Source organism: Corynebacterium sp. ED61, assembly GCF_015233855.1.
Classification (GTDB): domain Bacteria; phylum Actinomycetota; class Actinomycetes; order Mycobacteriales; family Mycobacteriaceae; genus Corynebacterium; species Corynebacterium dentalis.
Window position 1 is genome coordinate 139,142 of the sequence record NZ_JADGIT010000002.1, and the last position, 26,139, is coordinate 165,280.

The 26,139-nt window shown below is 60.6% G+C and carries 27 protein-coding genes and 1 riboswitch; of the genes, 11 read left to right on the top strand and 16 right to left on the bottom strand.

Translation table 11 applies throughout. The features are described 5' to 3' along the window. The first annotated feature begins 20 nt into the window (after positions 1-20). Positions 21-785: a TetR/AcrR family transcriptional regulator gene (locus IM764_RS02710; protein WP_370551517.1), complete on the top strand. Its 765-nt coding sequence runs from the start codon at positions 21-23 to the stop codon at positions 783-785. Positions 786-795: 10 nt separating this feature from the next. Further along, positions 796-2,358, top strand: coding sequence for an MDR family MFS transporter (locus IM764_RS02715; protein WP_228073265.1), 1,563 nt, complete (start codon positions 796-798; stop codon positions 2,356-2,358). On the opposite strand, the gene IM764_RS02720 is transcribed toward IM764_RS02715, so the two are convergent. From IM764_RS02720 to IM764_RS02730, 3 genes are all read right to left on the bottom strand, one after another. After that, on the bottom strand, positions 2,324-2,908 hold the full coding sequence (locus tag IM764_RS02720; RefSeq protein ID WP_228073266.1) for a GNAT family N-acetyltransferase: 585 nt from the start codon (positions 2,906-2,908) through the stop codon (positions 2,324-2,326). The two genes, IM764_RS02715 and IM764_RS02720, sit on opposite strands and share 35 nt — an antisense overlap. Positions 2,909-3,008: 100 nt before the next feature. Further along, positions 3,009-4,397: a PhoH family protein gene (locus tag IM764_RS02725; protein WP_370551536.1), complete on the bottom strand. Its 1,389-nt coding sequence runs from the start codon at positions 4,395-4,397 to the stop codon at positions 3,009-3,011. Between the two features lie 109 nt (positions 4,398-4,506). After that, positions 4,507-5,109, bottom strand: a complete 603-nt coding sequence (locus IM764_RS02730; protein ID WP_228073267.1) for a LysR substrate-binding domain-containing protein — start codon at positions 5,107-5,109, stop codon at positions 4,507-4,509. Between the two features lie 28 nt (positions 5,110-5,137). On the opposite strand from IM764_RS02730, the gene IM764_RS02735 reads away from it, so the two are divergent. Continuing rightward, entirely contained in the window at positions 5,138-5,518 is a 381-nt protein-coding gene (locus IM764_RS02735) for a DUF5997 family protein (RefSeq protein ID WP_194186960.1), read from the top strand. On the opposite strand, the gene IM764_RS02740 is transcribed toward IM764_RS02735, so the two are convergent. The 4 genes from IM764_RS02740 to IM764_RS02755 are packed head-to-tail and all read right to left on the bottom strand — an operon-like array spanning position 5,515 to position 9,739. After that, positions 5,515-6,321 carry an ECF transporter S component gene (locus IM764_RS02740; RefSeq protein ID WP_194186806.1) on the bottom strand — a complete coding sequence of 269 codons (807 nt, stop codon included), beginning with the start codon at positions 6,319-6,321 and terminating at the stop codon, positions 5,515-5,517. The genes IM764_RS02735 and IM764_RS02740 overlap by 4 nt on opposite strands. Further along, positions 6,318-8,012: an ABC transporter ATP-binding protein gene (locus tag IM764_RS02745; RefSeq protein WP_194186807.1), complete on the bottom strand. Its 1,695-nt coding sequence runs from the start codon at positions 8,010-8,012 to the stop codon at positions 6,318-6,320. The genes IM764_RS02740 and IM764_RS02745 overlap by 4 nt, the downstream gene beginning before the upstream one ends. Continuing rightward, on the bottom strand, positions 8,009-9,112 hold the full coding sequence (locus tag IM764_RS02750; RefSeq protein ID WP_099297481.1) for an energy-coupling factor transporter transmembrane protein EcfT: 1,104 nt from the start codon (positions 9,110-9,112) through the stop codon (positions 8,009-8,011). The genes IM764_RS02745 and IM764_RS02750 overlap by 4 nt, the downstream gene beginning before the upstream one ends. 6 nt (positions 9,113-9,118) lie before the next feature. Then, on the bottom strand, positions 9,119-9,739 hold the full coding sequence (locus tag IM764_RS02755) for a hypothetical protein (protein WP_194186808.1): 621 nt from the start codon (positions 9,737-9,739) through the stop codon (positions 9,119-9,121). A 138-nt stretch (positions 9,740-9,877) separates the two neighbouring features. After that, positions 9,878-10,012: riboswitch (cobalamin riboswitch) on the bottom strand. Positions 10,013-10,471: 459 nt separating this feature from the next. Here IM764_RS02755 and IM764_RS02760 point away from each other — a divergent pair. Beyond that, positions 10,472-11,677 carry an acyl-CoA dehydrogenase family protein gene (locus IM764_RS02760; protein WP_194186809.1) on the top strand — a complete coding sequence of 402 codons (1,206 nt, stop codon included), beginning with the start codon at positions 10,472-10,474 and terminating at the stop codon, positions 11,675-11,677. 42 nt (positions 11,678-11,719) lie between these two features. Here the strand turns inward: IM764_RS02760 and IM764_RS02765 are convergent, their stop codons facing one another. From IM764_RS02765 to glyA, 3 genes are read right to left on the bottom strand one after another with little or no spacing between them, the layout of a single operon-like run. Then, positions 11,720-12,514 (bottom strand): enoyl-CoA hydratase/isomerase family protein, encoded by a 795-nt coding sequence (locus IM764_RS02765; protein WP_194186810.1) that lies wholly within the window; start codon positions 12,512-12,514, stop codon positions 11,720-11,722. 25 nt (positions 12,515-12,539) lie between these two features. Continuing rightward, positions 12,540-13,148, bottom strand: a complete 609-nt coding sequence (locus tag IM764_RS02770; RefSeq protein WP_194186811.1) for an isochorismatase family protein — start codon at positions 13,146-13,148, stop codon at positions 12,540-12,542. Between the two features lie 2 nt (positions 13,149-13,150). Beyond that, positions 13,151-14,437 (bottom strand): serine hydroxymethyltransferase, encoded by a 1,287-nt coding sequence (glyA, locus tag IM764_RS02775; RefSeq protein ID WP_194186812.1) that lies wholly within the window; start codon positions 14,435-14,437, stop codon positions 13,151-13,153. 119 nt (positions 14,438-14,556) lie between these two features. On the opposite strand from glyA, the gene coaA reads away from it, so the two are divergent. Next, positions 14,557-15,510, top strand: a complete 954-nt coding sequence (gene coaA / locus IM764_RS02780) for a type I pantothenate kinase (protein ID WP_228073268.1) — start codon at positions 14,557-14,559, stop codon at positions 15,508-15,510. Positions 15,511-15,513: 3 nt separating this feature from the next. Here coaA and IM764_RS02785 read toward each other — a convergent pair whose 3' ends face one another. From IM764_RS02785 to mca, 3 genes are read right to left on the bottom strand one after another with little or no spacing between them, the layout of a single operon-like run. Then, a complete protein-coding gene (locus IM764_RS02785; protein ID WP_370551518.1) occupies positions 15,514-16,284 on the bottom strand; it encodes an isoprenyl transferase in 771 nt (256 codons plus the stop codon). A gap of 10 nt (positions 16,285-16,294) precedes the next feature. After that, on the bottom strand, positions 16,295-16,699 hold the full coding sequence (locus IM764_RS02790; RefSeq protein WP_099297497.1) for a hypothetical protein: 405 nt from the start codon (positions 16,697-16,699) through the stop codon (positions 16,295-16,297). An 18-nt stretch (positions 16,700-16,717) separates the two neighbouring features. Beyond that, positions 16,718-17,596 (bottom strand): mycothiol conjugate amidase Mca, encoded by an 879-nt coding sequence (gene mca, locus IM764_RS02795; protein WP_370551519.1) that lies wholly within the window; start codon positions 17,594-17,596, stop codon positions 16,718-16,720. A gap of 82 nt (positions 17,597-17,678) precedes the next feature. Here mca and IM764_RS02800 point away from each other — a divergent pair, with 82 nt between their 5' ends. Both IM764_RS02800 and greA read left to right on the top strand, forming a co-directional pair. Continuing rightward, positions 17,679-18,119 (top strand): DUF4307 domain-containing protein, encoded by a 441-nt coding sequence (locus IM764_RS02800; protein WP_194186815.1) that lies wholly within the window; start codon positions 17,679-17,681, stop codon positions 18,117-18,119. 109 nt (positions 18,120-18,228) lie between these two features. After that, on the top strand, positions 18,229-18,750 hold the full coding sequence (greA, locus tag IM764_RS02805; protein ID WP_099297499.1) for a transcription elongation factor GreA: 522 nt from the start codon (positions 18,229-18,231) through the stop codon (positions 18,748-18,750). Between the two features lie 74 nt (positions 18,751-18,824). Here the strand turns inward: greA and IM764_RS02810 are convergent, their stop codons facing one another. Further along, a complete protein-coding gene (locus IM764_RS02810) occupies positions 18,825-19,727 on the bottom strand; it encodes a Bax inhibitor-1/YccA family protein (protein WP_194186816.1) in 903 nt (300 codons plus the stop codon). Between the two features lie 182 nt (positions 19,728-19,909). Between IM764_RS02810 and IM764_RS02815 the strand changes: the two genes are divergently transcribed. Both IM764_RS02815 and IM764_RS02820 read left to right on the top strand, forming a co-directional pair. After that, complete coding sequence (locus IM764_RS02815) at positions 19,910-21,496, top strand: succinic semialdehyde dehydrogenase (protein ID WP_228073269.1); 1,587 nt, start codon at positions 19,910-19,912, stop codon at positions 21,494-21,496. Beyond that, positions 21,496-22,236: a methyltransferase domain-containing protein gene (locus IM764_RS02820; protein WP_194186818.1), complete on the top strand. Its 741-nt coding sequence runs from the start codon at positions 21,496-21,498 to the stop codon at positions 22,234-22,236. Before IM764_RS02815 ends, IM764_RS02820 begins: the two co-directional genes overlap by 1 nt. Here the strand turns inward: IM764_RS02820 and IM764_RS02825 are convergent. Continuing rightward, complete coding sequence (locus IM764_RS02825) at positions 22,223-22,933, bottom strand: SDR family oxidoreductase (protein ID WP_194186819.1); 711 nt, start codon at positions 22,931-22,933, stop codon at positions 22,223-22,225. The two genes, IM764_RS02820 and IM764_RS02825, sit on opposite strands and share 14 nt — an antisense overlap. Continuing rightward, the gene (locus IM764_RS02830; RefSeq protein WP_194186820.1) at positions 22,930-23,796 is read right to left on the bottom strand and encodes an NAD(P)H-hydrate dehydratase; all 867 of its coding nucleotides are present in this window, start codon (positions 23,794-23,796) and stop codon (positions 22,930-22,932) included. The genes IM764_RS02825 and IM764_RS02830 overlap by 4 nt, the downstream gene beginning before the upstream one ends. A gap of 54 nt (positions 23,797-23,850) precedes the next feature. Between IM764_RS02830 and IM764_RS02835 the strand changes: the two genes are divergently transcribed. Together IM764_RS02835 and IM764_RS02840 are read left to right on the top strand one after the other, a co-directional pair. Beyond that, complete coding sequence (locus IM764_RS02835; RefSeq protein ID WP_194186821.1) at positions 23,851-24,729, top strand: PPK2 family polyphosphate kinase; 879 nt, start codon at positions 23,851-23,853, stop codon at positions 24,727-24,729. Positions 24,730-24,823: 94 nt separating this feature from the next. Next, positions 24,824-26,065, top strand: a complete 1,242-nt coding sequence (locus IM764_RS02840) for an acyltransferase (protein WP_194186822.1) — start codon at positions 24,824-24,826, stop codon at positions 26,063-26,065. Positions 26,066-26,139 lie beyond the last annotated feature (74 nt).

Consider the following 26,139-nt stretch of genomic DNA (forward strand, 5'->3'; position numbering starts at 1 on the left):
AGCGCGTTATACTGTGCGTCGTGGAAACTCGAACTCATTCACCAACAAAAAGCAGAACTGCCCAACACGTCAGCTCACAGCTGGAGTCTGACTACAAAAACATGGGATTGCGCGAACGCAAGCGCCTCGAGACGTATTTGCGCATCGAGGACAAAGCCACGCAGCTGTTCCTCGAGCGGAACTATGACGATGTCACCCTCGAGGAAATCTGCGAGGCAGCAATGGTCTCGCGTCGTACCTTTTTCAACTACTTCCAGTCGAAAGAGCACGTCGCCGTGGGCTCCACCCCCGTCAGCTTCGGCGACCATGACTACGACAAGATCGAGAACATTAAGGTCCCCGAAGGCTCCTCGCTGATTCACGAGCTCATGCGGATCGTCGGTGCCGCTCGCGTGGCACATGCCCGCGATATCGAACAAAACTCGATCAACCCTCAGATGACAGATGAGCTCTCCCAGCGTCGCATCGAGCTGTTGCGTCGCCACCCGGCGCTTGGCCTATCCAAGCTCAGCGCGTTCGAAAAGACACGCAATCGGTTGGCCGTCGCGGTAACCAAAAACCTCGAGAAGTACCCCGAGCACCGCATGCTTCCCCATCGCTCCACCGCGCAGGAAGCCCGCTTGGTGGTCACTTCGTCCACGATGACGCTGTGGGCCGCCTCCATCCTCCCAACCCAGCCAATTTCGGCGTACCTGACCGAAGAATCAGTAGACAATACTGCCTCTGACTTCGCGGCCATCTACACCGCTATGTCAGAAAAATCCCTGTTCACCAACGCAGATTAGGTCTTTGTAATTGTCCACTCCAGCTTCATCTGTTGAAACCCCCGCGAACACCACGTCGGAATCCAATAACGTCCCGGTTGTGGTTGCCTGCCTGATGCTGGGCATGTTGATGTCCTCGCTGGGGCAAATGATTTTCTCTACCGCGCTTCCCACACTGGTGGGTGAGCTCGGCGGCGCAGCTCAGATGAGCTGGGTCATTACTATTTTCATGCTCACGATGACGGTGGGCATGCCGGTTTACGGCAAGTTGGGCGACCAGATCGGTCGCAAACCGCTGTTCCTCGCCGCGATCGTCCTGTTCTTGGTCGGGTCCGTGGTGGGTGCTCTGGCCCAGAACATGGGCATGATGATTCTCGCCCGTGGCATCCAGGGCCTCGGAGGTGGCGGTTTGATGGTGCTCTCGCAGGCCATCATCGCCGACGTGGTTCCAGCCCGTCAGCGCGGTAAGTACATGGGCGTGATGGGTGCTGTCTTTGGCATTAGCTCGGTGCTGGGTCCACTGTTGGGTGGTTTCTTTACGGATGGCCCGGGTTGGCGTTGGGCGTTGTGGTTCAACGTTCCTCTGGGTCTTATTACGCTGGTCATCGCTGCGGTGGTGTTAAAGTTACCTCGACGCCATACTGATTCCCGTCACGATATCTTCGGAACCGTCGCGATGGTCATCTCCACTTCTGCACTGATTTTGACGGTGACGTGGGGTGGAAGGGATTACGCCTGGTCTGATCCGGTAATCTTGGGACTCATCGCCACCACCATCATCGCCGGTGTGCTCTTTGTATTCATCGAATTGAAGCACCCTAATCCGCTGATCCCGATGTGGCTGTTCAAGGCGCGCAACTTCGCGTTGACGGTACTGGCGGGCATCGTGCTGGGCGTGGGCATGTTCGGCACGCTGAGCTACTTGCCTACCTACATCCAGATGGTGCACAACTTGAGCCCCACTAAGGCGGGCTTAATGATGATTCCGATGATGGCGGGCATGATTCTGACGTCCATCGTGGTGGGCCAGATTGTGACTCGCACGGGTAGCTACAAGTGGTTCCCTGTGTTCGGCATGATCATCATGGCTGGTGGCTTGCTGTTGCTGGGCCAGATGAAGGCTGATGACACGCTGGTGCACTTGGGCCTGGTGGAGACCGTGATGGGCTTGGGCCTGGGCATGTCTATGCAGACGCTGCTGTTGATCGTGCAGAACACGTTCCCCATCAAGATGGTGGGCACGGCTACGTCGTCGAACAACTTCTTCCGCCAGATCGGCGGCGCGGTCGGTGCCTCGGTGGTGGGCTCGCTGTTCATGCACCGCGTGTCCGAGTCCTTGCGAACGAAGCTGCCGGAAGCTCTGTCCAAGCTCAGCCCTGCCGACGCGGCGTGGGCGAACAACTTCTCCGGCGGCGCAGATTCCATGACACCGGCGCTGGTGCACCAGGCACCGGAAGCGCTGCGTGAGGTCATCATCAACAGCTACAACGATGCGCTGGTCCCCATCTTGGGTTCTCTTGCCCCGCTGGCGATCTTCAGCGCTCTGGTGGTCTGCTTTGTTAGGCCGGAGAAGCTGAAGGAGACTCTGGACTAACTCCGCGGTCTGCGGGTCCTCCGTCGAGGATCCGCTCCAGCATGACCACGCCTCGCCACTGTCCGGCCTTGGAGCCGTGCTCCATGTAGCCCATTTTGTGGAACTCTCCTACTTGGGTGAACTTACGAGACTCGTGGAGTTTGATGGATCCCACATTTTCGGGGAACACACTGGAATGCATCCCCCAGTATCCCTGCTTGACTGCTTCCTCCAGGAGGCGATCCAGCATCTTGCCCGCCACGCCCTTGCCTGCGGCGCGGTTGGCAACGTAGATCGAGTCTTCAATCACTCCGCTGAACACTGCGCGGTGACCGATCGGAGAGGCAGTGACCCATCCGAGGATCTCGGGTTCGCCTTCGACATTTTTCTCTTCAGCTACGAATGCCAAGTCCATGATGCGGTGAGCGGTAAAGCCATCCCAGTCCGGTGCGACGCGTTCATACGTCGCTTCACCGGTGTCCATCCCTTTTTGCAGGATGTCCTTGACCTGGGGATAGTCGTTTTCCGTCATTGGGCGGATGTCAATGACAACATTCTCAGCGGAAGTCATAGGCATGATTTTGCCTTATCCCTCCACGGTTGTGCCAAGTTTTCTCTACCGGCGAACGTATTCACAATCCCGCACATCGCATTTGCCCTGCTCGCGTGGCCTACCCGTTTTCCAGCAGGTTCGTCACCAGCTCGGCGATTTCCGAACGCTCGGAGCGGGTCAGCGTCACATGGGCAAACAGTGGATTACCCTTGAGCTTCTCAATGACGGCTTGAATGCCATCGTGACGGCCCACGCGGAGGTTGTCACGCTGTGCCACGTCGTGGGTCAGCACCACGCGAGAATTCCGACCCAGGCGGGACAGAACCGTCAACAAGACGTTGCGCTCCAAAGACTGAGCTTCGTCTACGATCACGTAGCTATCGTTCAGGCTGCGTCCGCGGATGTGAGTCAGCGGGAGAACTTCCAGCAACTCGCGGTGGATAACCTCGTCGATGACGTTATCGCTGACCACTCCCTCCAGGGTGTCGAACACCGCCTGCGCCCATGGGTTCATCTTGTCTGATTCGCTGCCCGGCAGGTAGCCCAGATCCTGGCCACCCACCGCGTACAGCGGGCGGAACACCACGATGCGCTTGTGCAGACCGCGTTCCATGACGGCCTCCAAACCAGCACACAGCGCCAGCGCAGACTTACCGGTACCGGCACTTCCGCCCAGCGACACGATGCCGATGTTTTCATCCAGCAGCAGGTCCAGAGCCACGCGCTGCTGAGAGCTGCGTCCACGAATGCCGAAGGCTTCTAGGTCAGATGGAACCTGATCCACCAGGCCATCTCCCACGACGCGTCCCAGCGCGGACTGGCTCCCGGCAGTCAGCTGCATGCCGCAGTGCACGGGAAGCTCGTCGATATCCACTCCCTCGATAGTCTGGATTCCGGTCAGATCCGCTTCCCCATTGGCGTACAGGCTGTCGATGATCGTGCTGGGCACCTCTGCCCGTGCCATGCCGTTGTACCCGGTCAGCACCACGTCCTGTGCCTTGTATTCGTCTGCATCCAGCCCCACGGAACCAGCCTTAACGCGCAGTGGCACATCCTTGGTAACCAGGGTGACGTCATGTCCCTCCGCGCGCAGATTCAACGCGCACGCCAAGATCCGGTGATCATTCTCCGAGCCGCGTAGCCCGGAGGGCAGCACCGACTGGTCCACGTGGTTGAGTTCCACCTGCACCGTGCCTTGTTCTTCGTTGACCACGGACGGCAGATCCAGGCGGCCGTGCTCGTTGCGCAGGTCTTCCAGCAGCCGCAGCGCCTGGCGTGCGAACCAGCCGAGCTCTGGGTGGTGACGCTTACCCTCCAGCTCGCTGATCACCACCACGGGCAGGATGACGCGGTGTTCGGCGAACTTCTGCAGAGCAAAGGGGTCGGAAAGCAAAACGGACGTGTCCAGCACGTAGGTCCTCACGTCGATCTCTGAGGAGGTTGTGCGGTCCACGTCCGTGTGGGCGGTGGTGCCAAAGGCATTGTCAGGCTGCCGCGTGGCAGTCAGTTGTGGTGTGGTGTCCATGGCCTCAACGCTAAGAACTCACTATGTAAATTACATGAGTGAAAGTTGAACTCTGCGTTAATTTGCCCAAGGGTTTACTAGACGTTGAAGGCTACTTCCGTTTCCGCGATTTCGCGTTCTGCCGCGAACTATCAGCCTTTCGGCCTCGGCAAATGCCCACGAAGTCCTGAATCACGTCCGAATCGGAATCCCGCAGCCACACAGCGGCAACGCGGGTCGAGCCCACATCCTTGGCGTCGAAAAGATCACGATGCACCACTCCCCGCGCATTGATCGCACGCAACAACGGACGCGGCGCAATCGCCACACCAACATTCGCCGCGACCACGCCCAACGCCTCGCGCACTGCAGCCACGTCCACCTCGCCATCGGCCGGCGTGGAATACATCTCCATCTCGCCGTCCAGCTCCGCGTACCGCACGCGATCCATCACCTTGATGGGGTGCTCCTTCGGCGCCGCCACGCCTAACTGTTCGTCGTAAAGATCCACGATGTGGAATGTGTTTTTATCGACGCCAGCAGCTCCCACCCGCACCAAAGCCACATCGGCAGCTGCTGCCCGGATGTACTTCAAAGGATCGTCGGCTTGGGCTCCAGCTACCCGCCACCACGGAACGCGCTCGTCAAAGCGCCCAAACCACTTGTCCGGCTGAACACCGGGGCTGAACACGACGCGAAGAAACTGGGAAGCCATGGTGATCATTGTAGGCTCCGGCGATAGGATGGCCGGTGTGAGCTCTCAAAATCCTAAATCCGGACCGCCCATGAAGCCCCTAACGGCCGCCAAGAAGCTGGGCATTTACCTGCCCGCCGCGCCGCAGGAATTTCAAGAATCCGCGCTGACCCACGAGCAGTTCGTGGAGCTGCAGAACAAGTCGCCGGAGTGGCTGGAGACGCTGCGCCGGGAAGGCCCGCACCCACGCCCCGAAGTGGCCCGCAAACTCGGCATCACCATCACCGCACTGAAGAAGCACAACGTGGATGACTCCATGACCACCGCGCAGATCAAGACCCTGCTAGAGGACCAGCCCGAGTGGCTGCGGGAATCCCGCAAGCAGCTGGCCGAAGAGCGCGAACGCCAGCAGCAGGCGCAGAAAAACTAGCGCTGCTCCGCTTCTGTAAAGCACACGGGTGCCGCAAAAGCCGCCCGGCGCGCGGCGCGGCGTAGCACTCCCAGCACGGCGGGTGCGGCGATCGCTAGAAGGATCGCGGTGAACACAGCTCTGCCGATGTCCCATCCCAGGGACGTGGCGAGGGTAAACAGCAGGAATCTATGCAGATTGTCCGGGATGCCCGCCCCTGGCTGAAAACTGATCTCTGTGCCCGCACCCAGAGCGAATGGCCAGAAACTCAAGTTCAGGGCAAGCCCATAGAGTAGTGACGCTGCAGTGCCGTAGGCCAACAGCAGGCCAACTTCGGCTTTGCCTCTGAATTGCGGCAACACTCCCGCTCCGAGCGCTACCCACGCACTGGCGAGCATTTGGTAGGGCAGCCACGGCCCTATTCCCCCGGTGAGCAGTGCTGATGCGAACATTCCGGCGCATCCTAGGACGAACCCAAAGGCTGGCCCAAACACGCGGCCGCCTAAGATCAAGACCACAAAGACCGTTTCAAATCCTGCGCTTCCCGCACCTAGCGGACGCACCGCAGCGACCGCCGCAGACAGCACTCCCAGCATCGCTATGGCCTTGATATCGAAGCCGTCCTCGCTAATCTCAGCCAGAACCAGCGCCAAGATCAACGGAATGAGCACGGCAAAGTACAGAGGCGCGGTTCCGTCATTTCCCGCCAAAGCCCCAGGCTGAGCGAACAGCGGCCAGGCGAACAGCACCACGCTCGCGAGCGCCACGATGCCCAGAAACACCATCGACTTTCCGCGCAACACAATAGCCGGCTTCTCTTTCATCGCGTCTCCAAGGCTTTGCGGACATCACTGACGGTCAGCCACTGGGAATCGTGATGCAACCCCGCGGTCACCTTTGCTACTTGCGGCGCATATGCCAACGAACTGGCCAGAATCTCCCGTGCTGGCCCCTGGGCCACGATCTCTCCTCGAGCCATCTCCACTACTCGATCCGCGCACAGTGCAGCGAACTCCACGTCGTGGGTGGCAATGACCACTGCGTGTCCGAGATCGCGCAAGTGTTTCACCGACGCCGCCAGTGCCTCCTTGCCCTTATAATCCAGCCCGCGGGTTGGTTCATCACAGAGGAGCACTCGGGGTTGCGCGGCGAGCTGGATGGCCAAAACTACGGACAGTCGTTGCCCTTCCGAGAGATCGCCGGGGTGAATATCGTGTGTTATCCCCGGAGCAATCCGCTGGAGAATTTCCCGTGTGCTTCCTTCCGGCACGCCCGCTTCCTGATCACTGACCTGCAGTTCTTCGCCAATTGTGGCACGGTAAAGCAAGTCTGAAGGAAATTGTGGCACCAGCCCCACTTCCTGCCGGCGCTGCGCGGGCTTCGCCGTTGACGGATCCACTCCGCCGCGCACCTGAACTATCCCGGCGGTGCGCTTCCCTGTCCCCTGTAACGCCCACAGAAGCGTGGATTTTCCACATCCGTTGCGTCCCATCAGCGCAGTGACCTCACCGGCCCGCAACTGGAGGTCGACATTGTGCACCGCCCGGATACCTGGAAACTCCACTGACACCGAGTGCGCGTTCAGCAGCACCTCACCTGTAGTTTCCCTACCGGGTTCTGGGCGAGAATCCGCTGCAGTATGGAGTTGGCGTCGTAGAGAAACTCCCGCCCTGCGCGCATCGCGAACCGACAGCGGCAACGGCGACCAATCAGCCCACCGACCCAGCTCCACCACCGGTGGCGCAACCTCTGCATACTGCATGATCTCGGCCGGGCTCCCCACGTGCACCGCACCAGTCGCATCCACGTGCGCTACTCGATCCACGTACTGCAACACTCGCTCAATGCGATGCTCGGCAAGTACCACCGTGGTGCCCATTTCGTGGGCGAGGTGCTGGATGATGGACAGAACGTTGTCCGCAGCGTTGGGATCCAGGGCGCTGGTAGGCTCGTCCATGACAATGAGCGCGGGGTTAGAGGTCAATACCGCGCCCATCGCCACGCGCTGCTGCTCGCCTCCCGATAACGTGCGCAGCGGCAGATCGCGCAACTCTGCGATGCCCAGTAGATCCATGATCTTCTCCACTCGACGTCGCATCACGGCCGGTGGAAGCCCGATCTGCTCCATTCCATACGCAAGCTCTTCTTCCACAGTGTCCGTCACAAAAGTGGCGCGGGGATCCTGGCCAACAGTACCGACTGCATCGGCGAGCAAGCGCGGAGGGAAATTGCGGGTATCGCGCCCAACTATTGTCACGTGTCCCGCCAGAGTGCCACCGGTGGAATGGGGCATCGCCCCAGTCATCGCATTCAACAGCGTGGACTTTCCCGAGCCAGTGCGCCCGACGACCAGCAGGATCTCACCCTCCTCCAGTGACAGGTTCACGTCGCGCAGGACGGGGGCACTTTGCGCGTAGCTGATGGTGACGTGTTTCATTTCGACGACAGGTTCTGTCGACCACGGTGGCCGAATCGGAACCGCCGCGTCCGGAGCAACTCGGGAATGTTCACTCATGTCTGAGCCTCCTGCAGAATTCGGGTGCTGCGCTGCGCTATGGGCTGCCGCGGAGTCAGAAAGGCCGGCGCGACTGCCACGACTAATGCGCCGAGTACTAGCCACGGCACCCCGGGGACCGCCAGCGGAAAGTTGGGCATCCGCAGCGATAGCGGATCAGTGGCTTGCGTGACGAGCACAGCGCCCAGCACGAGGATTCCGCTGGAAGCGGTGATCCATTCTGGGAATCGCCAGGGTTGGCGTCGATAACGGGTGGTGATGGTGCGCTGACCTTGCAACTTGAGTGCCACGAGCACCAGCACACACCCGCCTGCCAGCACGCCCAAGTTGAGCAGGGGCGATACCTCCGCCCCCAACAGCAGATAGGCGCCGATGCACAACGCAGATAGTCCTACGAAAGACGCGGTGGCATTCACTCTGCGCCTGCGGGCACTCACCATTGCTCTCCTGCCATAGCCTCGCGCGTCCATGCTGCTAGCCAGTTTCAGTGCGCCGTCCAGCGCATCTTGGAGGACCGGAACAATCAGACTCGGTACGTTGCGCAGCCCGGTGGAGTCATCGCCGCGCAATTCACGTGCCTGGCGGACTCGCACCACGGATTCCGCCAGCTGCGGGGCCAAGGACAGGGCTATCACCATGGCGGTGCCAACTTCGCCCAGTGCTGCTGGTAGGGACCTGACCATCTGTTTAGGGTTGGCGACACTATTCGCCGCGCCACATGCCACGATGATCGCCCCAAGGCGCAGGCCGTCGAGCCCTGCTTGCGTCAACCCTTCCGCATATACCGTGCCAAGCAGGTTGATGCCCGCTGCCCATTCAGGCATGTGCACGCCGGGAAGGTGAAACAGGCTGACTTCTCCCCGCTTGGCCCCCACCACTACGTACATGCTGATGCGGAAAATGACGATAAATCCCGCGACCCAGAGGTACATCCCAAAGGCCTTGGCCCACGGGGAGTTACTGCGCCGCTCTGCGACGACGAGGCACAGCACTGCATAGACCAGGGCAACCGCCAGTGGGTTGGTGATGAGGCTCGCTGCGGCGGCGATGCCCAGAGCCCACGTCCACCACGCCCACGGGTTGAGTTCCCTCGAGGTCACTGGCGGCTAGCGCTTCCGCTCTGATCGCTTGTAGAAGAAGTAGACGGCCAGGCCAGCTGCCAGCACCAGCAGTGCGCCGAGAATCGAAGTCCACGCATTATTGTCTTTTTCCGACGCAGACTCTGCCTCATTCGAGCCGGAGTCCTGCTCGCCTGCTGCGCCCTGTTCAGACTTGGTTGGCACGGCGGATGGCTCGGCGCCATTGCCGAAGGCCCAACCTTCGGCCTTTCCTGCTTCCGCGATCTGCTCATTGGCACCCTTTTGACTGAAGTTCCATTCTCCGCCGAGCGGGGCGCTGTAGTAACCCCAGTAAGCATCCATTTCTGGCGCCTTGCTGCAGTCCGCGTTGGCGGGCTTTTGGTTGATCTGGCAGACGAGGCCCTCGAACTTCTCTACTGGAGTGACGTCGAAGCCCGCTTTTTCCAGGGCTTCCCAGCCGGTGACACCGCCGGGAGCGCAGCCCTGTCCTTCTCCTTCAACGACCACCGTGACTTCATTATCTGCGCAGGTGGAAGGCTCTGCGGCGGCTAATGGAAGAAAGGTTCCGGTGGTCAGTGCGCTGGCGGTGAGCAGGCCTGCGGCTCCAGCGGTGGCGGCAATTCGGCGGGCGTGGGAGCGGGTATTCATCGCGAGTCAGTCCTCAAGTTCAGTGATCATGGAGTGAACCTCGGGAATGTTTGCGATAAGAATCCCGCAGGCTGGCCCTACCTAGGGGGTAAGGCAACTGCGGGGCTCAGACGAAACTGTATGTCCCGACAGTTCGTGAGCCGCTCCTCGGGTTGCCCCAGGCATTCGGGCTCGTCCTCAGGTGAGTGGGAACCTACCGTTGCGGAGTCAGCGCCGGATTTGGACCGGCTTCCCCTGGGGCACGAGGCTGCAACAGCATCATTCTATAGGTAAGGCAAAGAAAAACCGCCCTCGGCCACAACGGCTCGGGGGCGGTCTTTCGTGCAAGTTTCGGGTGACGAGCCTGAAACCGTGCCATTCATTGTTGAAGCGTCCGGCTGTGCGGGTGACGAATCCACACAGTGACTCTCTGGACACTTCGCCACGTTCGGCTCGCGCCACGGTGCGGTATGAAACTCCGTGGGGTGCCGCGCTACCCAGGAGAAGAGGTCTGGGAAACGAGTGGCTATTCCACAACTGCAGTGCATCTCAGGTGACTAGCCTGTGACACATTATGTAAGTTAGCCGGACCTCACTTCGGTTGTCAATATTTCCGCAACACGAATGTTGTTTTATTAGATTTCTAGAAAATTGCCCAGCGAAGTACTATGGTTATAACTAATGCGAGGCACAGATCACACTGAACTCGATTTGTCCTCATCCGCCACATTCCTTGAACAGTAAGAGGGAGCTATGAAGAATTACCTGCCACGCGAAATTTTCGAAGAAGAACACAACATGTTCCGCGAGACGGTGCGCGATTTCGTCAATGCCGAAATCAAGCCAAACGTCGACCGCTGGCACGAGCAGGGCTACTGCGACCGTGAGATGTTCAAGAAGGCAGGCGACATGGGCCTGCTGGGCATCATGGCACCGGAGGAGTTCGGCGGCGGCGGCATGGCCAACGACTACCGCTTCAACGCAATCGTTTCCGAGGAACTCGCCGAAGCTGACTCCGGATCCGTCATCGTAGGCATCCAAACCGTGAACGATTTGGTCATCCCCTACCTCGATCGATTTGGCAATGACGAACAAAAGCGTCGATTTCTAGCGCCGCTGATTGCGGGCGACAAAATCGGCGCTCTCGCAATGACCGAGCCAGGTGCCGGTGCTGACCTGGCCGGAATCCGATCCGTTGCGCGCAAGGATGACAACGGCGATTTCATCCTCAACGGAGCCAAGACCTTCATCTCCAACGGTGTCCAGGCAGATTTCACACTCGTCGTTGCTGTCACCAACCCTGAAGCTGGTCGCGGCGGTGTTTCGATCCTCATTCTCGAAAAGGGAATGGACGGTTACACCCAGGCCGGCCCTCTGAAGAAGGTAGGTCTGAAGTCTCAAGACACTGCTGAGCTTTCTTTCGAGGATGTGCGCGTGCCCAAGGAAAACCTTCTGGGCGAAGAAGGTGCTGCCTTCGGTTACCTTCGCACCAACCTGGCACAAGAGCGCTTGTCAATCGCCGTGGGTTCGATTGCGACTTCCCGCCGTGCGTTCGACCTCGTTTTCCAACACAGCCAGGATCGAAAGACCTTCGGTAAGCGCCTCATTGACCATCAGGCGTATGGCTGGGAACTTGCCAAAATGGCGACCGAAATTCAAAGTGCTCAGTCCTTCGTTGACGCGTGCATCATGGAGAAGGTTAGAGGGAAGCTGGACGAAATCACCGGTGCGATGGTCAAGTATCTGACGACCGAGTTGCAAATTAAGGTGGTAAACCAAGCCCTTCAGATGCACGGTGGCTACGGCTTCATGTTGGAGTATCCAATCGCTACCCACTATCTCGATTCCCGAGTTCAACCGATCTACGGTGGCCCCAACGAGATCATGATCGAGATCATCGCGCGGCGTATGGCTAAGGGCGACAAGAAGAACGTCCCGACTGACGCTCGTCGCGACTAGATTTAACTCAACCCACATTGCGTGGGCAGAGCATCGCCGCTTCTATTTTCCGTGGAAATGGGGGCGGCGTTTTTCTACGAAAGCTGAAACAGCTTCCGAGTGATCCCTTGTATGAAAGAGTCTTTTCTGCGCCTCGGCCTCAGCGGCAGCGGCCTGGTTGACCGTTTCGGCCCGCTTGACCAGCGCTTTCATTTCTCTGTACGACGCAGTCGGTCCCATCGCCAGCTTGCCCGCGAACTGAGTGACCACGTCTTCCAGTTCCGCTGGATCCACCACGGACTGCACCAGCTGCATCTGCAGCGCTTCCTCGGCAGAGATCTTCTGATCCATCAACAGCAGCTGCAGAGCACGGGAGCGTCCTACCGTGTCCACCAGTGTTTGTGACAGGCCGGAATCCGCGGCCAGTCCCACACCAGTGAAAGCGCCCTTGAACGAAGCAGCGGACGTCATGAAGCGGAAGTCGCAAGCCATCGCGATGCCCCACCCTGCACCTGCCGCAGGCCCTTGGATGGCGGCGATGGTGGGAACGGGGATCTCCAGCAGAGCGGCAACCATCGGGTTGTACTCTTCGACGACCTTTTCCGTGCCCGTGCCCGTCTTCGTATCCTGCAGCTGTTCCTTGAGATCCTGGCCAGAGCAGAACGCCTTGCCGGCGGCGCGTAAGACCACAGCTCGCACGGGGCGGCCTGGCTCGCGGGAATCCTTTACGGCCTGCTGGAATGCATCCAGCAAGGCCAGGCGCAGATCGCGGTTCAAGGAGTTGAACGCGTCCGGACGATTAATGGTGATGAAACGGACGCCGTGTGCGTCTTCCACGAGAACAAGTTGATCATTCATGCCTTCCAACTTACCGCGCTGGGAACTAACTGATCAGCACACCCGCGGCGCGCAGCTCGGCGAAAGCCTCTTGCGCGCCCTCATCACTGACGGGAGCGCACAGCTGCTCGATCACCGTCGTATGGAATCCAGCGGACTGGGAATCCAGCGCGGTGGCCTTCACGCAGAAGTCCGTGGCAATACCCACCACGTCCACGTGAGAGATCTTCCGGTCTTGCAGCCACTGCTCCAGCCCGATCGTCTTGCGCTCCACCTTCAGCCAATCAGCCTCCGCGAACGCTGGAGCTAAATGCCCTTCAAACCCGGAATATGCCGGGGTGAATTCTCCCTTGCGGAACCAAGCTTCAATCGCGGAGGTATCCAGCGCCGGATACGTCGTAGCGCCTTCTGTGCCCGCCACGCAGTGCACCGGCCACGTCTCCGAATAATCCGGCTGCTCACCAGCTGCGACGAAGTGCCCGGCCGGATCCACGTGCCAATCCAAGGTGCCCACTATGTGTGCGTACTTGTTGGCGTCGGAGGAAAGGAAAGAGGAAATGGCGGCGGCCACCTCGGCACCACGAGCGGTACCCAAAGACCCGTCCACAAAATCCTTCTGCACGTCCACGATGACCAGTGCGCGGCGAGGAGACATTGTTACACCAGCTTCCAGTCCTCGAGACCGTCGTACAGTGGGAAATCGTTAGCGACCTTGCTCACTCGAGCCTTCAGGTCAGCCACATCAGCTCCGCCGGTCAGAGCCAGCGCGATGATGTCTGCAACCTCGGTGAAGGCAGCAGCATCCAGGCCACGTGAGGCCAGCGCGGAGGCACCGATGCGCAGGCCGGAGGTGACCATCGGCGGACGAGGGTCGAAAGGAACGGCGTTGCGGTTAACGGTGATGCCCACCTCGTGCAACAGATCCTCGCCCTGCTGACCATCCAGCTTGGAGTTGCGCAGATCCACCAGCACCAGGTGCACGTCCGTGCCACCGGTCAGAACCTGCACACCAGCGGCCTGTGTGTCCTCGGCATTCAAGCGCTCCGCCAGGATCTGCGCGCCCTCGATGGTGCGCTGCTGACGATCCTTGAACTCCTCTGTCTGTGCCACCTTCATGGCCACAGCCTTGGCAGCTACAGCGTGCATGAGAGGTCCACCCTGCTGACCAGGGAACACAGCGGAGTTGAGCTTCTTGGCCCACTCCTGCTTCGCCAAGATCAGACCAGAGCGCGGGCCGCCCAGCGTCTTGTGCACGGTGGTGGAAACCACGTCAGCGTGAGGTACTGGAGAAGGGTGCAGACCAGCGGCCACCAGACCAGCGAAGTGCGCCATGTCCACCCATAGCTTGGCTCCCACCTCATCGGCAATAGATCGGAACGCAGCGAAGTCCTGGTGGCGAGGGTACGCGGACCAACCCGCGATCAGAACCTGCGGCTTTTCCTTGATGGCCTGCTCGCGGATCTGATCCATATCCAGGCGCATCGTGTCCGGATTAACCTCGTATGCAGCAACCTCGAAGAGCTTGCCGGAGAAGTTCAAGTGCATGCCGTGAGTCAAGTGACCGCCGTGAGCCAGGGACAGGCCCATGATCTTGTCGCCGGGGTTGGCCAGGGCCATCAGCACAGCGGCGTTAGCCTGCGCACCAGCGTGAGGCTGCACGTTGGCGAACTCTGCGCCGAAGACCTCCTTGGCACGATCCCGGGCCAGATCTTCCACCACGTCAGCGAACTCGCAACCACCGTAGTAGCGGCGGCCGGGGTAACCCTCTGCGTACTTGTTGGTCAACACCGAGCCCTGAGCCTGCAGCACCGCACGAGGAACGAAGTTCTCCGAGGCGATCATTTCCAGGGTGTCCCGCTGACGGCCCAGTTCTCCAGCGATGGCCTGTGCCACCTCTGGGTCGAGCTCTCCAAGCGGTATGTTGTGCTGGTGTTGATCCGTCATGTGATCCGGCCTTTCGTAGGTTGCATTACGCTCGTTAGTCCTATGATAGCCACGGTGCGGACAGCCACTAAGCCATCTGAATTTCCTCTACCACTTAAAGAGGGTGCACAATGGTTTGTATGACGCGTCCCGCACCGGTGCCGACGGATCAAAACCTGCCTACGGCCAGCCCCTACATTGAGCTCAAGCGCAGCCAGTGGCAGAAACTTCGCAAGTCCATGCCCCAGGTGCTCACAGAAGATGAGCTGGAGCAGCTCCGCGGTATCGGCGACGAGATCGACCTCGAGGAAGTCTCAGAGATCTACCTCCCTCTCTCCCGCCTGATTAACCTGCGGGTCGAGGCGCACCGCATGCTCAATGAGGCCTCCGCCACCTTCTTGGAAGAAAAAGATTCCAAGGTGCCCTACATCATCGGCGTATGTGGCTCCGTGGCCGTGGGTAAGTCCACCACCGCCCGCGTGCTGCAAGTGCTGCTGCAACGGTGGGAGTCTAGCCCTCGAGTGGATTTGATCACCACCGATGGCTTCCTCTACCCCACCAAGGAACTTGAAGCCCGCCGCCTGATGCACCGCAAGGGTTTCCCCGAAAGCTACGACCAAGCGGATCTGCTGCGCTTCGTCACCCAAGTGAAGTCCGGTGCCCGCAACGTTCAGGCACCCATTTACTCCCACGAGGCATACGACCGGATCAAAGACAAGTCGATCACCGTGGATCAGCCGGACATCCTCATCGTGGAAGGCCTCAACGTGCTGCAAACCGGCCCCACGCTGATGGTCAGCGACCTCTTCGACTTCTCCGTGTACGTGGATGCCCGTCGCGAGGATATCGAGGACTGGTACATCGACCGCTTCCTGCGGCTCAAGAACACCGCGTTCAAAGATCCCAACGCGCACTTCCACCACTTCGCTGACCTCTCGGACGAAGAAGCCACGGTGGTCGCCCACGAAATTTGGCAGAACGTCAACCTCCCCAACCTCACGGAAAACATCCTGCCCACCAAGGTGCGGGCCTCACTGGTGCTGCGTAAAGGTCCGGATCACGCCGTACAGACCGTGCGCATGCGCAAGCTCTAGCCTTTATAGCCCAAAGCGGCGGTGGCGCTCACTATAGGAGCGCAGAGCGCGCAAGAAGTCCACGCGGCGGAACGCCGGCCAGTAGGTATCCGTGAAAAAGATCTCCGAGTACGCGGACTGCCAGAGCAGAAAGCCGCTGAGCCGCTGCTCGCCGCTGGTGCGGATCACCAGATCCGGATCCGGCTGACCAGAGGTGTACAGGTGATCACCCAACGCGTCGGCCGTGATGCGCGATGCCATGTCCGTGGCCGGCACGCCCTCTTCAGCGAGCTCGTCGACGAGCGTCTTGACGGCGTCGATAATCTCCTGCCTGCCCCCGTAACCCACGGCGATGTTTACACGAACACCGGTGTGCCCCGCGGTGGCTTCCTCGTTGGCGCGAAGGCGCTTGGTGAGGCTGTTGGGAAGCAACTCCAAATGCCCCACGGCGTGCACGCGGAAGCCAGCAGCATCGTTGGCCAACTCCTCGGCCACGTCCCCGATGATCGTGCACAAAAGATCCAGCTCTTCTGCGGCACGCTTGAGGTTTTCCGTGCTCAGTAGGTAGATCGTGACGGTTTCAATACCCAGCTCATCGCACCAGTTACACAGCTCGGCGATCTTCTGCGCCCCCACGCGGTGGCCGTGCGAGACATCCGTAAAACCGTTTTCCCGCGCCCATCGCCGGTTGCCATCCGCCATGATGGCGATGTGGCTCGGGCTCGGCTTATCCCGCAACGAGCGCGCAAGTTGCGACTCGTATGCGGGATAGAGAATCTTCGGGATGCTGTTCACGCCGTCGAGTCTAGCGCTCGTCGGCGTTCGAGTCCCCGTGTGCCCGGCGCGCCTCTGCATCGATGGCAGCGGGGCCGGTGGCGATGCCGGAGGACGGCTGGAAGCGATCATCGGTCTGTGGCACCTCGGTGCGGGCAAACATGGAGCCGCCCTTGGCGGTCTCGTCGTACCCGGCCTCCGCCATGGCCTGATCCAGGCGCTCGGTATCGAACAGGTCGATGCCGTGTGCGTCCGCAAATGCTCGACGGCGCTCCAATCGACGCACCCGCTTGTTCATCAAGAAGCCCAACGTCAGCACCACCAAAAGCAGCGCCAAGATCACGAACAGGCCGATGGGCGCGGCCTTGCCGAACTCTGGCCCCATGGGACCTTCGTTGATTTGGCTCTGCGCGATGATCAAGGAGTGGGTGTTCATAGTCCTAGTGTGCTCCGTTTATAGCCCTGCAAACAAGTCAGTCTCGGGAATTTGTGTCTCCACGCGAGACTTCGCCAGTTCGAATTCTTCGGTCGGCCACACCTTGCGCTCCATCTCCGGCGTGGTGATGAAAAACGGGCCGTCGGGATCCACCTGGGTGGCGTGCGCCCGCAGTGCATCGTTGCGACGTTCGAAGTAGTCGCCCACCTTCACTCGCGTGGTTACTCGCGGGAAGATGTCCGGCATCTTGCGCCACAAGGAGATCCGGTCCAAGGCATCGCGAGGGATCTCCGAGCCGCTGGATTGCTCCAGCGCGGTTTCCAGCTCCTGTTCCAGCAGCTCGAAGCGCCTGCTTACGAATCCGTGCGTGTAGTAGAGCTTCTTGATCTCCCACGGTTCGCCCAGTTCTGGGTGGAATTTTGGGTCTGCGGCCGCATCCCATGCGCGCACCGAGACCGCGTGCACCTTGATGTGGTCTGGGTGCGGGTACCCGCCGTTTTCGTCGTATGTGACGACGACGTCAGGCTTGAACTCACGGATGGTTTTGACCACCGCAGCAGTAGCCTCTTCGGTGTTCTGCAACGCGAAGCAGCCTTCGGGCAAGGGCGGAAGCGGGTCACCTTCTGGCAGCCCGGAATCGACGTATCCCAGCCACTCGTGCTCCACGCCCAGGATTTCTGCTGCCTGGGCCATTTCCTGCTGGCGGGTGCCGATCATGTCATCGACGTGCAGGATGTTGGGGTTCAGGATGTCCCCGCGCTCGCCACCGGTACACGTCAGCACGCGCACCCGGTGACCTTCGTCTGCATAGCGGGCCATGGTGGCCGCGCCTTTGCTCGATTCGTCATCCGGGTGTGCGTGAATGGCAAGAATGCGGTGCTGGGTTTCTTGTGCCACGGGAACGTAGCCCTCCTGAGGTTCTTGGGACTGTTACACAATGTACTCCCCTGCCAGACGGTGCTATACGATGGGTTTCATCATGAATACCGTTGATACCCCTGTGCTGAAAGACCGTTATGGACAATCCCGTAACTCCAACTTCACGGGCAAAATTCTCGTAGTGGTCTTTGTCGCCATGATCATCGCCGCCGGTATTTACATTTTCTCCATGGTCACCCGCACCAGCGAGGCGTCCGTCACCGCTGTGGAAACTGATGGCCGGATCATTTCCGATTCCAAGATCACCAGCCAGATCGATATTTCCCGCGATGATCCTTCCCAGGCCGCATACTGCATTATCACTGCGCTGAACTATTCGAAGGATGAAGTTGGGCGTCGGGAGGTCTTCTTACCTGCCGGCGGGGACGCAATCACCCGCATGGCCTTGGGCATCCAGACCCGCGAGCGCGCCCACGCCGCCAAGGTCTACGGCTGCTCCACCACCATCCCGCCGCATCTGGAAACCAGCGGCGACAGCTAAGCAGCCAGCGTCCGCCGGAATGCTAGACTGGCTCGGACTCGAAGCGGCGAAACAGCTACACTGTCGTGCCGCATTGATAAATAACGCAACATAAGGATGTGTACGCACCATGGCTGATGACCAGACACGCTGGCTCACGCAGGAAGCATACGACCGCCTGAACGAAGAGCTCGTCTCCCTGAAGGAGAACCGTCCCGCATTGGCTGCGGAGATCAACGAGCGTCGCGAAGAAGGCGATCTGAAGGAGAACGGCGGCTACCACGCTGCTCGTGAGCAGCAGGGGCAGGAAGAAGCTCGCATCGTCTACCTCGAGGAGCTGCTGGACAGCGCCACGATCGGCGAGGCTCCCAAGGAGTCCGGCGTGGCTCAGGTCGGTTCCGTTTTGCACGTCTACTACGACGATGACGAGGACGACAAGGAAACCTTCCTGCTGGGTACCCGCGGCCTGGAGAGTTCTAACCCTGATTTGGAGACCTACTCCACCGATGCCCCTCTGGGTGCCGCGATCGTGGGCGCCAAGAACGGCGAGTCTCGTACGTACCAGACCCCTAACGGCAATGAGGTGAAGGTCACGCTGATCTCCGCTGAGCCTTACGATCCGGATCTGGACGTTCCTCGCGACCAGCAGTAGGTCTTTCTTTTTCGACGACAAAAGCCCTGCCCTAGATTTTCTTCTAGGGCAGGGCTTTGTTGTTGTCTAAGGTGTTAGTCCCTCTGCAGGTAGCTCAGCAGACGCAGGATTTCGATGTACAGCCAGACCAGGGTGACGGCCAGGCCAAGGGCCACACCCCATGCCATCTTGGATGGAGCTCCGGCGCGCACCAAGCGGTCTGCCTGGTCAAAGTCCAGCAGGAAGCTGAAGGCGGCCAGGCCGATGCAGACGAGGGAGAAGATGATAGCCAGTGGGCCGCCATCGCGCAGTGGGCCAGCTTCGCCGGTGAACAGGCCGAAGACCAGGTTGCCCAGTGCCAGCACTAGTACGCCGATCAGTGCGCCCACCATGAAGCGGGTGAACTTCGGGGTCACGCGGATAGCGCCGGTCTTGTAGACGAACAGCATGCCCACGAACACGCCGATGGTGCCGAGGACTGCCTGGCCAATCAGTGCGCCCGCATCCGCACCGGAGACGGTGACGTTGGCGAACATGAAGCTGATGCCACCCACGAAGAGTCCTTCGAACAGGGCGTAAATAATGGTGACGGCAGCGGAACCGTACTTCTTACCGAAGGTGGAGACCAGCACGGTGACGAAGCCACCGATAGCGCCCACCAAGGTCAGGATCATGCCGATGTTCGGGGAGGTAACGGACAGGAAGTAGTTCACTACGGCCATGACCACGATGATGCCCAGCGTGATGCCGGTCTTAGCCACCACGTCATCAACGGTCATGGGGCGATCAGAGGTGCCCGCATTTCCGTAGTTCGCAGCGTTCTGCATGCCCTGGTGGTAAGCAGCGCTCTGCGCACCACCCTGCGCGGTCGCCAGGTTGCCCATGGTGCCGTAGGGGTTCTGCCCCTGCTGGCCACCCTGCTGCTGGTTGGACTCAGCAAATGGGTGCTGGCCTTGCTTGGCCAGGGATCCCATCACCGGGTTCGTGGAACGATTCATGTGACATTCACTCCAATTGTGCGCTTTTGTTGACTTCTAGTGGTTCTAGAACTCCAAGTGTCACATTGTAAACGCATCAGCGTCACGATTAGTTCCCTATGGGCAACATTTTTTCCAAATATCTTTAGTAGTCTTGCACTCTCGTGTCCACAGGTCAGATGATTTCGCTAGTATTCGGAAACATGACACCTCAGCGACTGGAACTTGGACCGCTTCCTACCGACCTCGCGCAGGAACTGCGTGACCTCACTGCCAACGCTCGCTTCGGCACCCTGGATGAAAACGGTTACAACCTCGTCATCGAAGCTCCGATGACCGGCGAGACCATCGGCTGGGTAGGCTCCGGCGATGAGGAGCTCGTCAACAAGGCCTTCCGTGCTGCACGTCGCGCCCAGCAGTCTTGGGTGCACGTGCCGTTTTCCGAGCGCAAGCGCATCTTTATGCGCTTCCACGATTCCGTACTCAAGAACCGCGAGCTCCTGGCAGACATGGTGCAGCTGGAATCCGGCAAGAACCGCACCGGCGCCTTCGATGAAATCCTCGACGTAGCCAACAACGCTCGCTACTACGCCGGCCGCGTGGAAAAGCTCATGTCTCCGAAGTCCCGCCGCACCGCCGTGCCCGTGCTGGCTAAGCCACGCGAGTACCGCCACCCGCTGGGCGTGGTCGGACAAATCTCCCCGTGGAACTACCCTCTGACCTTGGGCATCTCCGATGCCATCCCAGCCCTGCTGGCCGGCAACGCCGTGGTCTCCAAGCCGGACTCCTCCACCCCGTTTACCTCCCTGCTGGTATTCAAACTGCTCTTCGAGGCAGGCCTGCCCCGCAACCTGGTGCAGCTGACCACCGGCTCTGGCCGCGTGGTGGGTTCCGCCATCGCTGAGCAGTGCGATTACTTGATGTTCACCGGTTCCACAAAGACCGGCAAGCTGCTGGGCGAGACCATGGGCCGTCGCCTGGTTGGCTTCTCCGCAGAATTGGGCGGCAAGAACCCACTGATCGTGGCTAGCGATGCAGACATGGAAAAGTCCGCTCGCGGCGCCGTAGAGGCCTGCTTCTCCAACACCGGCCAGCTGTGTGTGTCCGCGGAGCGCATCTACGTGGAGCAGGACAGCTACGAGGAGTTCCTCACCAAGTTCGTGGAGCGCACCAAGGCGCAGTCCATCGGTCCCGGCTTTGATTGGGAGACGCAGGTCGGTTCCCTGGCCAGCGCGGATCAGCTCAAGACCGTGGACGAGTTCGTGGAGGATGCCCGTGAGAAGGGTGCCACCATCGCCGCGGGCGGCAAGGCTCGCCCTGACTTGGGACCTTACTTCTACGAGCCCACCATTCTCACGGACGTTCCCGAGGATGCTCGTCTGCTCAACGACGAGGTCTTCGGCCCCGTCGTCTACGTCCAGCCTGTCTCTGACCTGCAGGAAGCTGTGAAGCTGGCCAATGACACCCCTTATGGCTTGAACGCTTCCGTCTGGGCCGATCCATCCACCGGTTGGGATGTCGCTCCGAAGATCGCCGCCGGTTCCGTGGGCATCAACGATGGCTACGCCGCAGCATGGACCGCCATCGGTGCACCGTCGGGCGGCATGAAGGAATCCGGCATGTCCAACCGCCACGGTGATTCCGGCCTGCTGAAGTACACCGCTGGTCAGAACGTCACGGAGCAGCGCGGCATGTCCATGCGCGGCCCTGAGTCGCTGAGCCGCAAGGCGTACTCCCGCATCATGAGCCGCGCGATGCTGTTGGGCAAGACCCTGCGCCTGCTGCCTTAGTGGAGCACGCCGATGCCCGGGTCAGCCGGGCTCACTGGGATTCGGACGCTGCTCGGTACGTCTCCGAGCACGCCGATTACTTAGATGATTTCCACTGGTGCCCCGAGCGCCTCACCGAGGATCAAGCCCACTTGTTGGGCGATGTCCGTGGCAAGCGCATCCTCGAGCTCGGCGCTGGCACTGCCCCGTGTTCCGCGTGGGTCGCCGCGCACGGCGGTATCGCCATCGCGCAGGACATTTCTCGCGGCATGCTGAGCCGGTCTGACCGTTCCGCGGTGTTCGCCGTGCAATCTGATGCGGCGGCATTGCCGTTTGTTTCGCAGAGTTTCGACGCCACCTTCTCCTCCTTCGGCGCCCTCCCCTTCCTCGCGGATCTCCCGGGTGCTTTGCGAGAGGTCCGGCGCGTACTCAAGCCCGGTGGCCGCTGCGTGCTGGCCAGCAATCACCCCATGGCGTGGGTCTTCCCCGACGATCCGGGGCCCATCGGCCTGCTGGCCCAGGTTCCGTATTTTCAGAGCGTGTATGAGGAATTCGCCGAGGACGGCGAGCGCACGTATGCGGAGTATCACCACACCGTCGGCGATTGGATCCGCGCCCACGCTGCCGCCGGCTTACTGCTCGAAGACGTAGTGGAACCGGAGTGGAGGCCGAGCACACCCGCGTGGGGTCAGTGGTCTGAGCTGCGCGGATCCGTGTTTCCCGGAACCGCGATCTTCGTCTCGCGCGCTACTTCCCGTTAGCCGGGCGGATCACCAGCTCCTCGATCACGGAGTCATCGCCCAAGTCCACGGCCACGCGTACTGCCTGAGCGATGGACTCTGGCTTGATGAACTCGTCTGCGTCGTATTCGTTGCCGCGCTGAGCTTGGATTTCTCGCTGCATATCGGAATCAGCCTTGCCAGGGTGGATGGAAGTCACGCGGATCGCATCCCGCTGCTCATCCCGGAGCGCGTCGGTGTAGGCCTTCAGCGCGTGCTTGGTGGTGGCGTAGGGGCCGTAGCCCGCGCCCGAGTGGTTGCCTGCGCCGGAGTTCATGGCCACCAACGTGCCGCGCGTGGCCTGCAGCGCGGGAAGCAGCAGTCGGGTGAGCTCGGCGACGCCGAAGAAGTTGACGTCGAAGGCTCGCTGCCACTCGTCCGCGGTCGTCTCCGTAGTGGCCTTGTGCGCCGTCACGCCCGCGGCATGGACCAGCACATCGACCTGCTCCAACCCCATTGCGTCTACTTGCTCCCGCACGGCGTCGAGGTCAGCCAGGTCCGCGATGAACGGCTCCGCGCTGGGCAGTTGCTGCGCCACTTCTGCAGCGGTGTCACTGGACCCTCCCACGATGATGTGGTGATCCTTGCTCAGCTCTTCCGCGATGGCTTTGCCGAGGCCGCGGGAGGCGCCGGTGATGAAAGCGATACGCGGATGGGTGGATGCCTGTTGATTTCTCATACGTCCGTTGTACCTAACTTCGCCATTGCTGCGGGGATGGCTTCAGCGATGCGAGAGGCGCTGGTTGGAGCCAACCCGAACTCTGTCCGGGCGGACAGATGTGCGGCAACGGAGTGGATTAACACCGCGGTGGTTGCTTCCCGCAAGCCCCCGGCCTGCCCCGGCCGGGCGATAAGGGCGCCAATAATTCCGGCCAGCACATCACCAGAACCGGCAGTCGCTCCCCAGGACGAGCCCGCGTCGATAACGTGCGCGTGCTCCCCTTCAGCGATGATCGTCTCGCGCCCCTTGAGGAGCAGGGTGCAGTTCAGTGCGCGGGCCAACTGACATGCAGTCTCCACTCGGTCGTGCTGCTCCACGGATTCGGCCTCCGCCAAACGCTCGCACTCCCCGGCGTGTGGGGTCAGCACGGTGCATTCCCTGGTCCGCACCAACTCACGAAGATCGGCACGCTGTGCAAGCAGCGTCAGCGCATCCGCGTCCACCACCACTGGCCCGTCACGTTCCAGCACCGCCCGGAGCTCTGCTGCCGCGGAATCGTCCGTTCCTCTGCCTGGTCCAATCACCCACGCCTGCGCCCGTCCTGCACTATCCACATCCTCGTGCCCCACCACTTCCGGGTTTGCCGCGATAGCGGCCGAAGAGTCACCGATGTAGCGAACCATGGAGCTGGTGGTGCGCGTTGCTGCCGTCGTACATAACACACCGGCCCCAGGAAACGCCGGGCTACCAGCGCAAATCGCAACCACGCCGCCACTGTATTTGTCGTCGTTGGCGGCGGGTTCACCGGGCAGCGGGCTGGCGTATGTTTCGTCGACGCCAGACTCCAGCGCGTTCCAGCTACGAAGTTCACGATTGCTCATGCGTTCCAGCATATGCACGAAGCGTGTCCCGGTAGCCCGCTAAGCTTGTGCCCCATGAGCACACTGACCATCGACGATGCACTCAAGCTGCAAGTAGGGGCCGATATCTGCCTCGCGGACATCGACCCCGCCTCCACGCCGGGTTTGAAGGGTTCCGGGGACAAGCTGGACAAGCGGCTCGATAAGTCCCAGGACAACATCGAGGACGAGCTGGAAGATCTGCAGGAGCGTCTGTTCGCCAACCACCGCGCCGGCACCAACCCGGGCAGCGTGCTGATCGTGCTGCAGGGAATGGACACCTCGGGCAAGGGTGGCGCGGTCAAAGCGCTGTATAAAGCGCTGGACCCACAGGGCGTCCAGTTGGCCTCCTTCGGCAAGCCAACCGAGGAGGAACAGCAGCACGATTTCCTCTGGCGCGTACGCAAACAACTGCCGGAACCGGGGATGATCGGCATCTTTGACCGCTCGCACTACGAGGACGTGCTGATCCAGCGCGTGGAGGAAATCGCCACGCCGGAGGTCATCGAGCAGCGCTACACGGACATCGCCGAATTCGAGAAGGAGCTGGCGCAGCAGGGCACGCGGGTGCTGAAGTTCATGCTGCACATCTCACCGGAGTTTCAGAAGGAAAACCTCATCGAGCGGCTAGAGAAGCCAGAGAAGCACTGGAAGTACGACCCTTCCGATATCGAAGCGCGCCTGAAGTGGGAGGACTACCAGCGCGCCTACGAGATCGCGATCCAGCGCACCGCCACGGACGAGTCGCCGTGGTTCGTGGTGCCCAGCGATAACAAGGACTACGCGCGCCTGGTGATTCAACTGGTTTTGCTGGACACGCTGCAGAAAATGGACCTGGAGTGGCCATCTGCTCCGGTGGACGTCGAGGCCGAACTGGAGTGGGTCAAGGCCTTGCCTGACGACCCCCGAGACTGATCTCCCCCAATTGGGCGCGTTGCTTTTGGATTGACGGGGCGCGAGGAGCAGGCTATCCAGGTGTCTCTCGCGCGATGAAGGAATCCCGCCAGTTATGCCTCGTCCCGTTAATGCAAGTCACCGCTATGTTTCCGGCCTCGTGGGCCTGCAAACAATCGACGTTGCCGTGGTGATTTTGTACCACCTCAACGTCCCCAGGTTTTGTAGGCGGCCTGCTGGGCGTGGGCGGGTTTTCACGCTCGCCGGTTATCTGATAACGGCCAACCTGATGCGTTCATGGGACAAGAACGGCAACCTCGACTTGTCCACGTTCTGGCTGCGCCGATTCCGCCGCCTACTGCCTGCCGTGATCCATACTTTGGTTTCCGTGCTGATTCTTACGGCCTCGCTGCGCAAGCAGGACCTAGGCTCCACGTTGGCCGAGCGTTCCTACGGCATCTATCTGTGGCACATGCCCGTCATCGCGTTCATGCCGCATTCGTGGCTGGAGCAGCACCGATTCTGGGCGTCCTTGATCACGGTCGTCGTCTCTGTTTTGCTCGCGGCTGCTAGTTGGAGCTGGGTAGAGGATCCTATTCGGAAAAATGGGATCGTTGAGCCGGTTCGAGCATGGCGTCGGAATCAAAACGAACGCCCCTTCCCCACCCTGGTGGGCGCGGGTGCGGCGGTGATCCTGGCAGCGATCGTGTCGGTGGGTGCGGTGCCTGCGATTGTTGGTTCGACGCCAACCTCGTCCGCCGCCCCCGCCATGGAATTAGACCCGAGCGAACGCCCCACCGCTCCGGCACCAACAACCGAAACCGCCGCCGGTGACGAGCAGGACACGATGAGCTGCACGCAGGTGATCCACGTGGGAGATTCCACCTCGATCGGCATGTTCTCTCCGGCGATGGTGGACGATCCCAACGAAACCGCATTCACCACGTACCTCGAATACGGGGCGAAGGACGTGCGCGACAGCGTATTCGGCGCACGCGCGACAACCGAGGGATGGAGTGACCCGAAGACGGGCTCGACGTATCCGTCGGCAATCGAATCCGTCACCCAGCTCAAGGAAATGTACCCAGCTGAAGGCACGTGTTGGGTCTTCGCGACGGGTGTCAACGATGCCGCAAATATCTCCGCTGGTGCCACCGCGCAGTACGACGAACGCGTGGAGGCGATGATGGATCTGCTGGGCAACGACGCGCTAGTGTTGTGGCCAATGGTGGCCACAAACACCAACGAGGGCAATACCCAGCGCCCGAAGTGCTTCGCTGCGGCCTTGGCCCGAGCGTTCCCGGCTTCGAAGGATGACGAGCCTTCGAACGAGAAGACCGTAGGTTCGGGGCTGTAGCACTCGCCCTGCGCACCCCACCGCCCTGCCTTAGAGTTACGCGTGGAAAGTTTTCCCACTGAATTTTGCGAGGA